Source organism: Ensifer sp. Root142 (genome assembly GCF_001426785.1).
In the GTDB taxonomy this organism is placed as follows: Bacteria; Pseudomonadota; Alphaproteobacteria; order Rhizobiales; family Rhizobiaceae; genus Ensifer; species Ensifer canadensis.
The window spans coordinates 211,042-224,999 of sequence record NZ_LMFK01000012.1; the positions used below are offsets into that span (position 1 = coordinate 211,042).

A 13,958-nucleotide genomic window follows, 5' to 3' on the forward strand; every position below is an offset into this window, starting at 1 on the left:
GGTTCCGCCGGCGGGTTTTTCGTTTTGTCGCCCGATCCGTCAGGGATAGATCACGCCCTTGCGCAGGATGACGTTGCCGTAAAGCCGCGGTTCGCTGGTCTGCACCACCGTGTGCGCCGCTTGCACCCGCGGATAGAATTCCGGGCCGAGCAGGGGCACGACCGTTCGTGCCGGCTCATGCCTGCCGCAGCAATCGATGATCTCCCGGTGGACGGGATCTAGCGCGTCCCGGTCCTGCTTGACTGTAGCGCGGAAGATCGCCGCCGGCACGAAATCGTCGATCGGCATCACGCTGAGAATGGCGTCCAGCACCGGGATCAGCCCGTGGCCGTCGAGCCGAACCAGCCGGCGAGCATGTTCCTGGCCGGGATAGTTGCCGTCGACCAGCGCAATCTCGTCGCCATGGCCCATTGCCCTAAGCGTCGCCAGCAATTCGGGGCTGAGGATCGGGTCTATGCCTTTCAGCATCAGCTGAGCTCCTTGAAGAGGACGTTGGTGTCGAGCAGGTAGCGGGAGAACAACGGCAGGCTCGCGCCGCCGATGGCGCGGGCATGGCTGCCGACCAAACCTTCGACCAGTTCCGGGATCGTCACGCCCTGCAGGTCGAGGTCGTAGAGCGCCTTGCGCGTTGCCGTCAAAAGCCGGGCGCGGACCCAGGGCGGGAAGCCGCCGTCGATGACAACGGCGGAGAAGTCGATGATCGAGGCGGCGGAGACGACCGCCTGGGCAAGGGCTGCCGCACTGTCGTCGATCCAGATCGTGAGTGGCTCACCGAAATCGATCCAGTCGTCGGCCGAATACCACAGCGGCTTCGGATCGATGCCGCGTTCGCGCAGCAGGTTTTCGAGCACGAAGACCGAGGCGATCTTCAGGAGCTGGATGGTCTTGCCGTCCTTGCCGGAAACCGGCAGCGGGCCGACGGCGCCGGCGGTGCCGGTGCGGCCGGAAAAGAGCGCGGAATTGATGACGATGCCGCCGCCGATGAACGAGCCGATGTAGAAATAGACGAAGTCGGGATAGCTGGCGCCGACGCCGAAGGCGAGTTCGGCGCCGCAGGCGCTGGTGCCGTCATTCTGCAGGAACACCGGGTGGCGGGTGCGTTGGGCCACGATCGCCTGCAGGTCCACCTCGCGCCACCGGTTCATTTCTTCCCGCGGGGCGCCGACTTCTTCCGCCCAGTTCCACAGTTCGAAGGGCGTGGCGATACCGACCCCAGCGATGCGCTTGCGCTCCTCTGGGCTCAGTTGCGCCTCGAGTTTCTCGATGCCGCCGACGATGAAGTCGACCAGTTCGCCGGGCAGCGGATAGGCATGGATCTGGTGCAGGTGCAGGCGGATATTGCCGACGAAATCCATCAGCACCAGGTCGGCACTTCGACGCCCGATCTTCACCCCAAAGGAAAACACCGCATCCGGGTTGAGCCGCATCGGCGTCGACGGCTGGCCGACACGGCCGCGCACCGGCGCGCCGCGCACCAAGAGGCCATCGCTTTCGAGCGCCCGCATGATGACGGAAACGGTCTGCGCCGAAAGGCCGGAGCGTCTGGCGATATCCGCCTTCGACAGCTCGCCGTGACGCCGCACCAGCGACATCACCAGCCTCTCGTTGTAGGCGCGCACGCGCGTCTGGTTCGCCCCGCCGCTCGGGTCGATGACCTCAGGTTGTATCGGTCCCCTGTCGGGGCCGTCTGTCAATGACATGCCACCGTCTCCTCCCGTTGGCATTGGTGCCCGCTTGGCGCGGGTCTGTTGTTTCCGCTCTGGGCGGACCTGTCAATTTGCGCGACGGCCCGGATGGCCTCGGATCGCTGTTATCCAGAGAATGCCACATCGAAATAATAATTCAATTTGATTTATTTATTGACACCCCCGAAATTTAATGTTTGTTTTTGATCCGGAAGCGCCTGCTGCAGCAGAGGAGAATGCTGTGGCGGCGAGGCCTGGGCCGGTCCACCGGCACGTTTTTCATCCTTGGGAGGATTACATGAAGAAGACTGTTCTCTCCGCCGCGTTCGGCGTGCTGTCGCTCGGCGTCGTTTTTGCCGCTCCGGCACAGGCCGCCGATATCGGCGCCTGCCTGATTACAAAGACCGATACCAACCCCTTCTTCGTCAAGATGAAGGAAGGCGCTACCGCCAAGGCCCAGGAACTCGGCGTCACGCTGAAGTCCTATGCCGGCAAGATCGACGGCGACCATGACAGCCAGGTGGCTGCGATCGAATCCTGCATCGCCGATGGCGCCAAGGGCATCCTGATCGCCGCTTCCGACACGAAGGCAATCGTCGACCAGGTGAAGAAGGCGCAGGAGGCCGGTCTTCTGGTGATCGCGCTCGATACGCCGCTTGATCCGGCCACCGCCGCCGACGCGACGTTCGCTACAGACAACCTGCTCGCCGGCAAGCTGATCGGCCAATGGGCCGCCGCCACGATGGGCGAGGGCGCCAAGACCGCCAAGGTCGGCTTCCTCGATCTGATACCGTCGCAGCCGACCGTTGACGTCCTGCGCGACCAGGGCTTCATGATCGGCTTCGGCATCGACCCGAAAGATCCTAACAAGATCGGCGACGAGGATGATGCCCGCATCGTCGGCCACGACGTCACCAACGGCAACGAAGAAGGTGGCCGCAAGGCGATGGAAAACCTTCTGCAGAAGGATCCTGATATCAACGTGATCCACACCATCAATGAGCCGGCCGCCGTCGGCGCCTACCAGGCGCTGAAAGCCGTTGGCAAGGAAAAGGACGTGCTGATCGTATCGGTTGACGGCGGTTGCCCCGGCGTCAAGTCGGTGGCCGAAGGCGTCATCGGCGCGACCTCGCAGCAGTATCCGCTGATGATGGCGGCGCTCGGCATCGAGGCGATCAAGAAGTTCGCCGACAGCGGCGAAAAGCCGAAGCCGACCGAAGGCAAGGACTTCTTCGACACCGGCGTTTCGCTCGTCACCGACAAGCCGGCTGCCGGCGTCGAATCGATCGACGTCAAGGTCGGCACGGAGAAGTGCTGGGGCTGATCGCTCCCGTTCTTCGAACGCATGAGCAGCAACGGAAGGGCGGCCCGGGCCGCCCTTCGCGTAAGCGTCGATGTCTTTGACAAGGCGACGAAAACCGCGCAGCTTCTTGAATGAGTGCTGATGCCCGCCACATGGTGGGCGGGCTGTGCACCAGATTGCATCGCAACCCCTTGGGAGTGGGGTTCACCGGAGGAAGGTCCATGGGCGAGCCCAACGCAGCCGCACAGCCATCCCAGGAATTCGAAAAGGTCCTGGTCAACAGTTCGACGCAGGTCGCGTCGTTCGACACACATGACAAGACGCTGATCCAGAAGATCCAGCATTTCCTGCATTCGACGCCGGCGGCTGTGCCGTTCATCGTGCTCGTTGCAGCGATCCTGATCTTCGGTCTGACGATCGGTGGAAAGTTCTTCTCGTCCTATACGCTGACGCTGATCCTGCAGCAGATCGCCATCGTCGGCATCCTGGGGGCCGCGCAGACCCTGGTCATCCTGACGGCCGGCATCGACCTTTCGATCGGTGTGATCATGGTGCTTTCGGCTGTCATCATGGGCAATTGCGCCGTGACTTACGGCCTTCCGGCGCCGATCGCGATCTTCATCGGCTTCGTCGTCGGCGGTGCCTGCGGCTTCCTCAACGGCTTCCTCGTCTCCAGGGTCAAGCTTCCGCCGTTCATCGTCACGCTCGGCACCTGGTACGTCATCATGTCGACGAACTTCATCTACTCGGCAAATGCGACGATCCGCGAGGCCGATGTAGCGGCCGTCACCAAGATGCTTCACCTCTTTGGCGTCAGCTTCAAGGTGGGATCCGCCGTCTTCACGCTCGGTGTGGTGATGATGGTCGTGCTGGTCCTTGGCCTCTGGTACGCGCTCAACCATACGGCCTGGGGACGCCACCTTTATGCCGTCGGCGACGATCCTGAGGCAGCGAAGCTTTCCGGTATCCGCACCAGCCGCGTGCTGCTCAGCGCCTATACGCTCGCCGGCCTGATTGCGGCACTCGCCGCCTGGGTCTCGATCGGCCGCAACGGCTCGATCTCGCCTTCGGCAGCGGTCACCGACTACAATCTTCAGGCCATCACCGCGGCCGTAATCGGCGGCATCTCACTCTTCGGCGGGCGTGGATCGATCCTTGGAACGCTGATCGGCGCGATGATCGTCGGCGTGGTCTCCATGGGGCTCAACATGTTGGGCGCCGATCCGCAATGGAAAGTCTTCCTCACCGGCGTGCTGATCATCACCGCCGTCGCAATCGACCAATGGATCAGAAAGGTAGCAGGCTGATGGCTCAGGAACCCATTCTCACCGCGCGCGGCCTGGTCAAGCGTTATGGCCGAGTTACGGCTCTCGACTATGCCGATTTCGACCTCTACCCGGGCGAGATCCTGGCCGTCATCGGCGACAACGGCGCCGGAAAGTCCTCGATGATCAAGGCGATCTCCGGCGCCATCACGCCGGATGAGGGGGAAATCCGGCTCGAGGGCCAGCAGATCAACTTCCGCTCGCCGATGGAGGCGCGCACGGCCGGCATCGAGACCGTCTATCAGAACCTGGCGCTGTCACCGGCGCTCTCGATCGCCGACAACATGTTTCTCGGCCGCGAAATCCGTAAACCCGGCATCATGGGCAAGCTTTTCCGCACGCTCGACCGTGCGGAGATGGAGAAGCGGGCGCGGGCAAAGCTGTCCGAGCTCGGCCTGATGACCATCCAGAACATCAACCAGGCGGTGGAAACGCTTTCGGGCGGCCAGCGCCAGGGCGTGGCGGTGGCGCGAGCCGCAGCCTTCGGTTCCAAGGTGGTGATCATGGACGAGCCGACGGCAGCCCTCGGCGTCAAGGAAAGCCGGCGGGTGCTGGAGTTGATCCTCGACGTGCGTTCGCGCGGCCTGCCGATCGTGCTCATCTCGCACAACATGCCGCATGTGTTCGAGGTGGCCGATCGCATCCACATCCACAGGCTTGGCAAACGCCTCTGCGTCATCAATCCGAAGGAACACACGATGTCTGATGCCGTCGCCTTCATGACCGGCGCGAAGGAGCCGCCGCGCGAGGCGCTCGCCGCATGAATGTCGGGCCGGTGGTTGATCAGATCCTCGAACGGGCGGCTGGAGCCGCCCGTTTCGTCGTGGCGATTGCCGGCCCGCCGGGTGCCGGAAAATCCACCCTGTCCGACGCGCTTGCCGAAGCGCTGGTAGCTGCAGGAGAAATGGCGGCGGTGCTGCCGATGGACGGCTTTCACATGGACAATGCCGTGCTCGAAGAGAAGGGCCTGCTTGCCCGCAAAGGTGCGCCGGAAACCTTTGATGTCAGGTCGTTCCTGGCGACGATCGCTGCGGTCAGGGCCAATGACGGCGAGGTGCTGGTGCCGGTCTTCGATCGCTCGCGCGAACTGGCGATCGCCTCGGCGCGTGTTGTAGCGGCCGATACCCGCATTATTCTCGCCGAGGGCAACTATCTGCTGCTCGACGAGGCGCCCTGGAACAAGCTTGCCGGTGCCTTCGATTTCTCCATCTTCATCAATCCCGGCATCGAGGAACTGGAGCGGCGGCTTTTGAAGCGCTGGTTCGACCACGGCTACGACGAGGAGGCGGCGAAGCGAAAAGCCCATGGCAACGACATCCCCAACGCGCATCGTGTGGTCGAGCATCAGCGACGCGCAGATGTCGTGCTTGCGGATTTCTGAGCGATGGTCGGATTGCGGATTGTGTTTGCGGGCGCATTGGTGATATCGAGACGCGGTTTCACCACATGAGTAACCGCCCAACACCCGCACCTGCCGGCTGCAAAGCTGCGCGCGCGGATCGGGCGCGAGCACCGGGAGGGGGATCAGGAAAAGTGTACGCGGTTTTCCGCCTGCATCCCGCCCTGACTTAGGAGAACGCTGACCATGCAAGACCTCGTTATCCGCCGGCCGGATGATTGGCACCTTCACCTGCGCGACGGCGACATGCTGAAGGGCGTCATCGCCGACACCAGCCGCCATTTCGCCCGCGCGATCATCATGCCCAACCTCGTGCCGCCGGTCGTCACCGCGGCCGACGCTGCTGCCTATCGCGAGCGCATCCTCGCGGCCATCCCGGCAGGCGACCGGTTCGAGCCGCTGATGACGCTTTATCTCACCGAGGGCACGAACCCCGACGACGTCGAGGCCGGCCACAGGAGCGGCCTCGTCAAGGCAGTCAAGCTCTATCCGGCTGGCGCGACGACGAATTCGCACAGCGGCGTGCGCAACATCGATGAGGCGATGCCGGTGCTCGAGCGCATGGCGAAGATCGGCCTGCCGCTCTGCGTGCATGGCGAGGTCACGACATCGGACGTCGACATCTTCGACCGCGAGGCCGTGTTCATCGACACCGTGCTTGATCCCTTGCGCCAGCGCCTGCCGGAACTGAAGGTCACGATGGAGCACGTCACCACCAAGGACGGCATCGACTACATCAAGGCGTCGAAGGCCAATCTTGCCGGCTCGATCACCACCCATCACCTGATCATCAACCGCAACGCCATTCTCGTCGGCGGCATCAAGCCGCACTACTACTGCCTGCCGGTTGCCAAGCGCGAAAACCACCGTCTGGCGCTGCGCGCTGCCGCCGTCTCGGGCGACAAGCGCTTCTTCCTCGGCACCGACTCAGCACCGCATGTCGATCCGCTGAAGGAATGCGCCTGCGGCTGCGCCGGCATCTACACCTCGATCAACACCATGAGTTGCCTGGCGCATGTGTTCGAAGAGGAGGGCGCGCTCGACAAGCTCGAAGCCTTCGCCTCGCTGAACGGTCCCACCTGGTATGGCCTGCCGGTCAACGAGGAGACGATCACGCTCAGGAAGCAGGCAGAAGCCGTGACCTATCCCAAGAAGATCGAGACCGGTGCCGGTCCGGTCACCGTTTTCGATCCGATGTTCCCGCTGCACTGGGCCGTCGCCTGATCGTTTGGAATTTTGAAGGAGAGTTTGATGTTTTCCAATGCGTTCACCGACAAGGCCGTGATGGCCGAGCTGGTCGCCAAGATGCTCTGGGAGATCAAGGCGGTGCATTTCAGCGCCGACAAGCCCTATAAGCTCTCGTCCGGAATGGCGAGCCCGGTTTATATCGACTGCCGCAAGCTGATCTCCTATCCGCGCATCCGTTCGGCCGTTATGGATTTTGCCGCGGCATCAATCCTGCGCGAGGCGGGCTTCGAGCAGTTCGACGTCGTCGCCGGTGGCGAGACGGCGGGTATTCCCTTCGCGGCGATGCTGGCCGAGCGCCTGGGCCTGCCGATGATCTACGTGCGCAAGGCGCCGAAGGGTCATGGCCGCAACGCCCAGATCGAGGGCCACATGCCGGAGGGCGCCCGTGTTCTTGTTATCGAGGACCTGACGACCGCCGGCGGCTCGATGTTCAAGTTCATCGATGCGATCCGCGCAGCCGGCGGCATCGTCGACCACGGCATCGCGCTCTTCTATTACGATATCTTCCCGGAGGCCGTCGGCGAGATGAAGGGCAAGGGTGTCGACCTGCACTGGATCGCCACATGGCGCAACGTGCTTGCCGTTGCCCGCGAGCAGGCGCTGTTCGACGACGAGACGCTTGGCGAAGTCGAGGCCTTCCTCAACGACCCGCTGGCCTGGTCTGGCCGCAATGGCGGCGTCAGCGCGCTTGCCGCCCAATAGTCGGCGACACTCTGGGATTTCGTCGAAAGTCATTGAAATCAGTTGAAATGTCTTCAGGGGAGAAATGCCGATGATCGTATGTTGTGGTGAAGCGCTGATCGACATGCTGCCGCGGGACACGACCGCGGGCGAAAGTGCATTTGCGCCCTATGCCGGCGGGGCGATCTTCAATACGGCGATCGCGCTCGGTCGGCTCGGCATTCCCACCGGCTTCTTCACCGGCCTTTCCGATGACATGTTCGGCGATGTCCTCCGCGAAACGCTGAAGGCGGCGAATGTCGACTTCGCTCCCTGCGCGACCCTGTCGCTGCATACAACGCTTGCCTTCGTCAAGCTCGTCAACGGCCATGCCACCTACGCCTTCTTCGACGAGAACACGGCGGGGCGGATGATTACGAAAGATCATCTGCCGGCGCTCGGCGACTTCTGCGAGGCGCTGCATTTCGGCGCGATCAGCCTCATCCCCGAGCCCTGCGGCTCGACATATGAGGCGCTGATGACCCGCGAACACGAAAAGCGGATCATCTCCTTCGACCCGAACATCCGGCCCGGCTTCATCAAGGATCGGGAAGCCCATCTCGCCCGGATGAACCGCATGGCGGCGATGTCTGACATCATCAAGTTCTCGGATGAAGATCTCGACTGGTTCGGCATGACCGGCAGCCACGACGATCTGGCGGCCGAATGGCTGAAGCGCGGTCCGAAGCTGGTTCTGATCACCAAGGGCGCCGATGGGGCCGTCGGCTACACCGGGCGTCACAAGGTCGACGTTGCCGGTGAGCGCGTCACGGTCGTCGACACGGTCGGTGCCGGCGATACCTTCGATGCCGGCGTGCTCGCATCGCTGAAGCTGAGCGGTCTCCTGACCAAGGACGCCGTCGCAAACCTCTCGGAAAGCGCTGTTCGCGACGCCCTGGCCCTCGGCGCCAGGGCCGCCGCCGTCACCGTTTCGCGTGCCGGCGCCAACCCGCCCTGGAAGCATGAAATCGGGCTCTGAGAAGAGCCCGCACGAAACTCAATCCTTTTCCTCCGGGCGATATTCGAGAATGTCACCCGGCTGGCAATCGAGAACGGCGCAGATCTTCTCCAACGTGTCGAAGCGCACGCCTTTGACCTTGCCCGATTTTAACAGCGATATGTTCTGCTCGGTAATGCCGACCTGTTCCGCAAGATCGCGCGAGCGCACCTTGCGTTTCGCCAGCATGACGTCGAGGTTTACGACAATCGGCATCCGTTAAACGAAGCTCCTGTTCTCGGCTTCGATCCCCGATGCGATGACCATGACATGGCCGAGCACCAGAAGCAGCCCGGCCATCAGCATAACGATAATCGTTCCCCCATTGATGTCGATGAAGACGGAGTGCCCGGTCGTACTGGGATTGTCGTAGGTGACAGCCATGATGCCGATTGCGTTGCTGACAGTCATGCACAAGGAACCGACGATGGCGATGATGCCGATCCGCTTCAGCAGGACACCATTGCGGCTGGAAAGGATCTCACCGCGTTCGAAACCGTCGAAAAGTTGCCAGGCAAAGGCGAGGCCGGCAATAACAAGCGCATTGTTCATCGCAGTGAGAAACATGACGGTTATTATCGCGCGATAGGAGAGCGTGATGGCGGAGACCTTCGGGAAGACCACGTCGCGAATACCCTGCTCGAAGCCGGCCCGGTCGAAGAAAATCTGCCAGTGCCCGTAGACGACGGCCGAGCAGAACACTGCGCCGCACAATACGACCATCAGTTTCATGATGCGGCTCAGCTTGCGCAGCCGCTCGGGAGATCCGTTCATTAAAAAGTTCCTTATCGGCTCACTTGTTTTTTTATTGTAAAACGATAATTATTTCGCGTCAATTATGATTTTGGTGCGTTTCATGACTTTCCGTATTTTGATGAACCCATGCCTTTTCCTGTCCCTCAACGTGCTGGCCGCCTGTGCAGCGCTCAATGTCGGCTCGTTTGAAAAACTGTCTGGCGTCGATCCGCTCACGTCCGATCCGGCAGAACTGCGTGTTGCCCTTTTGGTGCCCGAAGCGCTGTCGCTCAGGCGCGGCGACGCAACACTCGGCATTTCGTGGAAGGCGGATGGTGCGCCCCTCGACACCCACCGTTTTGCCCTTCAGATCCAATCCGGAAATGTCGGGGCGCCGGGGCTGACCGAGGGGATGCGGGAGGGGCAGACGCTCTATGTCCTGACGCTGACGCCCGCCGATGCGGAGCGCCTGCGCGATATGCAGGAGAAGATCGCGGCGACCAAAGGCACGGAGGCCAAGGGTCGCGGAAGCCTTACGGTCGGTTTTTCCGGTGGCTGCTGGAGCGGTGCGTTTCCTGCTGACCAGAAAGTCACGGTCGATGCCTGGATCCGTACGCGTTCCGACGAAAACTACTTCCAGCTCCTTTCGGGACTGGATCTGATGGATATGCTCCGCCAGTCCGGCGTCAAGGCGCTGCCGGCCTGCGCGGCCTGAACGGCCAGGGCACGCCGGGCGCGCCCTGGCCTCGCATTCTTAGCGAGAAGCCTTGAGCAGCACGGCCACAAGGCCCGCCGTCGACGAATCGTGACCGGCAGCACTTTCCTTGCCTTCGACCACGGGCAGCAGGCCCGTTGCCAGCTCCTTGCCGAGCTCGACGCCCCACTGATCGAACGAATTGATGTTGAAGAGCGCGCCTTCGACGAAGACGCGGTGCTCGTAGAGCGCGATCAGCCGGCCGAAGGCGAAAGGATCGAGCTGGTCGTAGACCAGCGTCAGCGACGGGCGGTTGCCGGCAAAGACGCGGTGCGGCGCGATCTTGTCTGCCTTGGCATCCGCCATGCCCTTGGAGGTCAGCTGTGCCTTCGCCTCGGCAAGCGTGCGCCCCTTCATCAGGGCTTCAGACTGGGCGAGGCAATTGGCAATCAGCAGTTCGTGCTGGTGGCGCAGGTTCTTCTCGTGGCCGTTGGCGGCGATCATGAACTCGGCCGGGATGACGTCCGTGCCCTGGTGGATCAGCTGGTAGAAGGCGTGCTGGCCATTGGTGCCCGGCTCGCCCCAGACGACCGGACCCGTCGAATATTCGACCGGTTTGCTGTCGAGCGTGACCGCCTTGCCGTTCGATTCCATGTCGAGCTGCTGCAGGTAAGCCGGAAAGCGCGACAGGCGCTGGTCATAGGGCAGGATCGCCCGCGAGGGATAGCCGAGAACATTGCGGTGATAGAAGCCGAGGAGGCCCAGCAGCATCGGCAGGTTCTGGCGGATCGGCGCAGTGCGGAAGTGCTCGTCGATGGCATGGCCGCCATCGAGGAAGCGGCCGAAATTCTCCTTGCCGATGGCGATCATCAGCGGCAGGCCAATGGCCGACCAGATCGAATAGCGCCCACCGACCCAATCCCAGAAGCCGAACACGCGCGCCTGGTCGATGCCGAAAGCTGCGACCTTGTCGAGTGCCGTCGAGACGGCGGCAAAGTGGTGGCCGACTGCGGCTTCGCCGAGCTTGCCGGCGATGAAGGCGCGGGCAGTCGCCGCATTGGTCATCGTCTCGATGGTCGTGAAGGTCTTGGAGGCGACGATGAAGAGCGTCGTTTCCGGATCGACGAGCTTCAGCGTATCGGCGATATGCGCGCCATCGATGTTGGAGACGAAATGCAGGCGCGGGCCGTCATGGAACGGCGCGAGCGCCAGCGTCGCCATCACTGGGCCGAGATCCGAGCCGCCGATGCCGATATTGACCACATCGGTGATCTTCTTGCCGGTCGCACCTTTGAGCGCGCCCGAGCGGATGCCATCGGCAAAGGCGCCCATGGTTTCAAGCACGCCGTTGACGTCGGGCATCACGTCCTTGCCGTCGACCATGACAGGACGATTGCCGCGGTTGCGCAGCGCCGTGTGCAGCACGGCCCGTTCTTCGGTAATGTTGATGATGTCGCCGCGGAACATCGCGTCGCGCTTCTCTTCGACCTTGGCCGCTTTCGCCAGCGCCTCAAGACCGTCGAGCACCTGTTCGTTCACTGCGCATTTCGAATAATCGAGCAGCAGATCGTCGAGCGAGGTGCTGAAGCGCGAGAAGCGCTGGGCATCGCTCGCGAAGGCGGCGCGGATATCGGTCGCATTGGTCTGCGCGGCGGTTGCTTTGAGTTGATCGACAAGCGCTTTCATCGCGGGGCTCCTTGTGTCGGACATTCGCCTGCGTAGCTATTCGCTTTGCATTGTCCAAATCAAGCCCGCAAAACCGCCGGGATGGCGGTTTTCAGGATTTTTTAAATCGTTTTAAGTCGAGGCTGGCCCTAGCCCCGGAGGTCCTTGCGCAGGATCTTGCCGACATTGGTTTTCGGCAACTCGGTGCGGAACTCGACGAAGCGCGGCCGCTTGTAGTTGGTGAGATTGGCCGCGCAATGCCGCTTGACGTCCTCTTCGGTCAGGTCAGGATCCTTGCGCACGACGAACAGCTTGACGGCTTCGCCCGAATGTTCGTCCGGAACGCCGATCGCCGCGCATTCGAGAATGCCGGGATGGGTCATCGCCACTTCCTCGATCTCGTTAGGGAAGACGTTGAAGCCCGAAACCAGGATCATGTCCTTCTTGCGGTCGACGATCTTGACGAGGCCGGCGGGGTTTATGAAGCCGATATCGCCGGAGCGGAAGAAACCGTCGGGCGAAATCGCCTTGGCGGTTTCGTCCGGACGCTGCCAGTAACCGGCCATGACCTGCGGCCCGCGAATGCAGATTTCGCCGACGTCGCCGATCGCCAGGGTGTTGCCCTGGTCGTCGCGGATCTCAACCTCGGTCGAAGGGATCGGAAAGCCGATCGTGCCGGTGAACTCGGTCGAGTCGAGAAGGTTGGCGGTGGCGACCGGCGACGTCTCGGAAAGCCCGTAGCCTTCGGCGATCGGGCACCCCGTCATCTTCTGCCAGCGCTCTGCCACCGGTCTTTGGATGGCCATGCCGCCGCCGAAGGTGAGCATCAGCGACGAGAAGTCGAGCTTCTGGAATTCGGGGTTGTTCATCAGCGCATTGAACAGCGTGTTGAGACCCGGGAAGATGTTGGTCTTGTACTTGCCGAGCTCCTTGACGAAGCCGGGAATGTCGCGTGGGTTGGGGATCAGGATGTTGTTGCCGCCGGTGGCAAGGCCCATCAGCGAGTTCACCGTCAGCGCGAAGATATGGTAGAGCGGCAGAGCGCACATGAAGACGAGACTGTCCGGCCGCGGACGCGAGCGGAACGCCGTGTCGAACCAGATTTCCATCTGCGCCATGTTCGACAAAAGGTTGGAATGGGTGAGCGTCGCCCCTTTGGAAATACCCGTGGTGCCGCCGGTATATTGCAGGAAAGCGACATCGCTCGGCGCCACATTGGGTTTGGTCAGCTTCAGGCGGCCACCTTCGGCGAGCACGGACTTGAAGGAATGATGGCCGGGGATCGACCAGGCGGGCACGAGCTTCTTCACCCGGCGCACGATCAGATTGACGATCGTGCCCTTGAAGCCGAGCATGTCGCCCATCGTGGCGACCACCACATGCTTGATGCTGGTCTTGGCCGCAACCTGCTGGACCGTATGAGCGAAGTTCTCAAGCACGAAGATCGCCTTGGCGCCGGAATCGACGAGCTGATGTTCCAGTTCGCGCGGCGTGTAGAGCGGGTTGACGTTCACGACCGTGAATCCTGCCCTCAGAATGCCGAAAACGATAACAGGGTTCTGCAGGATGTTCGGCATCATCACCGCGACGCGGTCGCCCTTCGACAGCCCGCGCGCCTGCAGCCAGGCGCCGATCTTGGCGGATTCGGCATTGAGCTCGGAGAAGGTCAGCGATTTGCCCATGCAGGTAAAGGCGAAGCGGCGCGAGTAGCGCGCGACGGCATGGTCGAAGAAGTCGCCGATCGATTTGTAGGGCAGAGGGCCGATTTCGGCGGCAATGCCCGGCGGATAGGACTTCAGCCAGATCTTCTCCGGGCTGATGCCTGTTGGTTGCGTGTTGAGTTCCGCCATGACCTCTCTCCCTCTGGTCGCCACAGGCTAGCCTTGCTTGCGGCCAAAGAAGTAACCCTCCCGGTCTTCTCTTGCCGATGAAGATGATGCTTTTACGACACCTCTTCAAGCCGAGATTCGGGATTATATAACTTTGACGTAAACGTCAACTCAGCGAACAGTTAGCCGGTCTGCTTCACCAGCGTGTGAAAAAGTATGATGAGTGCCGCAAAGCCTTTGCCAGCCGGGTTTAAAGCCTGTATTGCATTGCAGCATATCCCCGTCGGAAACCGTCCGATACCACGCCGCCAGCACCCCACAGATTTGTGCCGCTGTTCGAGGCCGAACGACACAGGTC

At 62.1% G+C, this 13,958-nt stretch carries 14 protein-coding genes; 8 read left to right on the forward strand and 6 right to left on the reverse strand.

Annotation, left to right across the window (positions count from 1 at the left end):
• Positions 1-39: 39 nt before the first annotated feature.
• Positions 40-468, reverse strand: coding sequence for an RbsD/FucU family protein (locus ASD52_RS13540; protein ID WP_025425768.1), 429 nt, complete (start codon positions 466-468; stop codon positions 40-42).
• The gene (locus ASD52_RS13545; protein ID WP_025425769.1) at positions 468-1,700 is read right to left on the reverse strand and encodes an ROK family transcriptional regulator; all 1,233 of its coding nucleotides are present in this window, start codon (positions 1,698-1,700) and stop codon (positions 468-470) included. Before ASD52_RS13545 ends, ASD52_RS13540 begins: the two co-directional genes overlap by 1 nt.
• A 283-nt stretch (positions 1,701-1,983) precedes the next feature.
• Between ASD52_RS13545 and ASD52_RS13550 the strand changes: the two genes are divergently transcribed.
• From ASD52_RS13550 to ASD52_RS13580, 7 genes are all read left to right on the forward strand, one after another.
• On the forward strand, positions 1,984-3,009 hold the full coding sequence (locus tag ASD52_RS13550) for a sugar ABC transporter substrate-binding protein (RefSeq protein ID WP_025425770.1): 1,026 nt from the start codon (positions 1,984-1,986) through the stop codon (positions 3,007-3,009).
• A gap of 200 nt (positions 3,010-3,209) precedes the next feature.
• A complete protein-coding gene (locus tag ASD52_RS13555) occupies positions 3,210-4,295 on the forward strand; it encodes an ABC transporter permease (protein WP_025425771.1) in 1,086 nt (361 codons plus the stop codon).
• Positions 4,295-5,077, forward strand: a complete 783-nt coding sequence (locus ASD52_RS13560) for an ATP-binding cassette domain-containing protein (protein WP_025425772.1) — start codon at positions 4,295-4,297, stop codon at positions 5,075-5,077. The genes ASD52_RS13555 and ASD52_RS13560 overlap by 1 nt, the downstream gene beginning before the upstream one ends.
• Entirely contained in the window at positions 5,074-5,694 is a 621-nt protein-coding gene (locus ASD52_RS13565) for a nucleoside triphosphate hydrolase (protein ID WP_025425773.1), read from the forward strand. Before ASD52_RS13560 ends, ASD52_RS13565 begins: the two co-directional genes overlap by 4 nt.
• A 204-nt stretch (positions 5,695-5,898) precedes the next feature.
• Entirely contained in the window at positions 5,899-6,936 is a 1,038-nt protein-coding gene (pyrC, locus tag ASD52_RS13570; protein ID WP_025425774.1) for a dihydroorotase, read from the forward strand.
• A gap of 27 nt (positions 6,937-6,963) precedes the next feature.
• The gene (locus ASD52_RS13575) at positions 6,964-7,662 is read left to right on the forward strand and encodes an orotate phosphoribosyltransferase (protein WP_025425775.1); all 699 of its coding nucleotides are present in this window, start codon (positions 6,964-6,966) and stop codon (positions 7,660-7,662) included.
• Between the two features lie 70 nt (positions 7,663-7,732).
• Positions 7,733-8,659: a carbohydrate kinase gene (locus tag ASD52_RS13580; RefSeq protein WP_025425776.1), complete on the forward strand. Its 927-nt coding sequence runs from the start codon at positions 7,733-7,735 to the stop codon at positions 8,657-8,659.
• Between the two features lie 18 nt (positions 8,660-8,677).
• Here ASD52_RS13580 and ASD52_RS13585 read toward each other — a convergent pair whose 3' ends face one another.
• Together ASD52_RS13585 and ASD52_RS13590 are read right to left on the reverse strand one after the other, a co-directional pair.
• Complete coding sequence (locus tag ASD52_RS13585; RefSeq protein WP_025425777.1) at positions 8,678-8,893, reverse strand: helix-turn-helix transcriptional regulator; 216 nt, start codon at positions 8,891-8,893, stop codon at positions 8,678-8,680.
• Between the two features lie 3 nt (positions 8,894-8,896).
• Entirely contained in the window at positions 8,897-9,451 is a 555-nt protein-coding gene (locus tag ASD52_RS13590) for a DUF2975 domain-containing protein (protein ID WP_025425778.1), read from the reverse strand.
• An 82-nt stretch (positions 9,452-9,533) separates the two neighbouring features.
• Between ASD52_RS13590 and ASD52_RS13595 the strand changes: the two genes are divergently transcribed.
• On the forward strand, positions 9,534-10,127 hold the full coding sequence (locus ASD52_RS13595) for a hypothetical protein (protein WP_128090391.1): 594 nt from the start codon (positions 9,534-9,536) through the stop codon (positions 10,125-10,127).
• Positions 10,128-10,166: 39 nt separating this feature from the next.
• On the opposite strand, the gene pgi is transcribed toward ASD52_RS13595, so the two are convergent.
• Positions 10,167-11,792 carry a glucose-6-phosphate isomerase gene (gene pgi / locus ASD52_RS13600; RefSeq protein WP_057204273.1) on the reverse strand — a complete coding sequence of 542 codons (1,626 nt, stop codon included), beginning with the start codon at positions 11,790-11,792 and terminating at the stop codon, positions 10,167-10,169.
• Between the two features lie 128 nt (positions 11,793-11,920).
• Positions 11,921-13,621 carry a long-chain fatty acid--CoA ligase gene (locus ASD52_RS13605; protein WP_025425781.1) on the reverse strand — a complete coding sequence of 567 codons (1,701 nt, stop codon included), beginning with the start codon at positions 13,619-13,621 and terminating at the stop codon, positions 11,921-11,923.
• Positions 13,622-13,958: the final 337 nt, after the last annotated feature.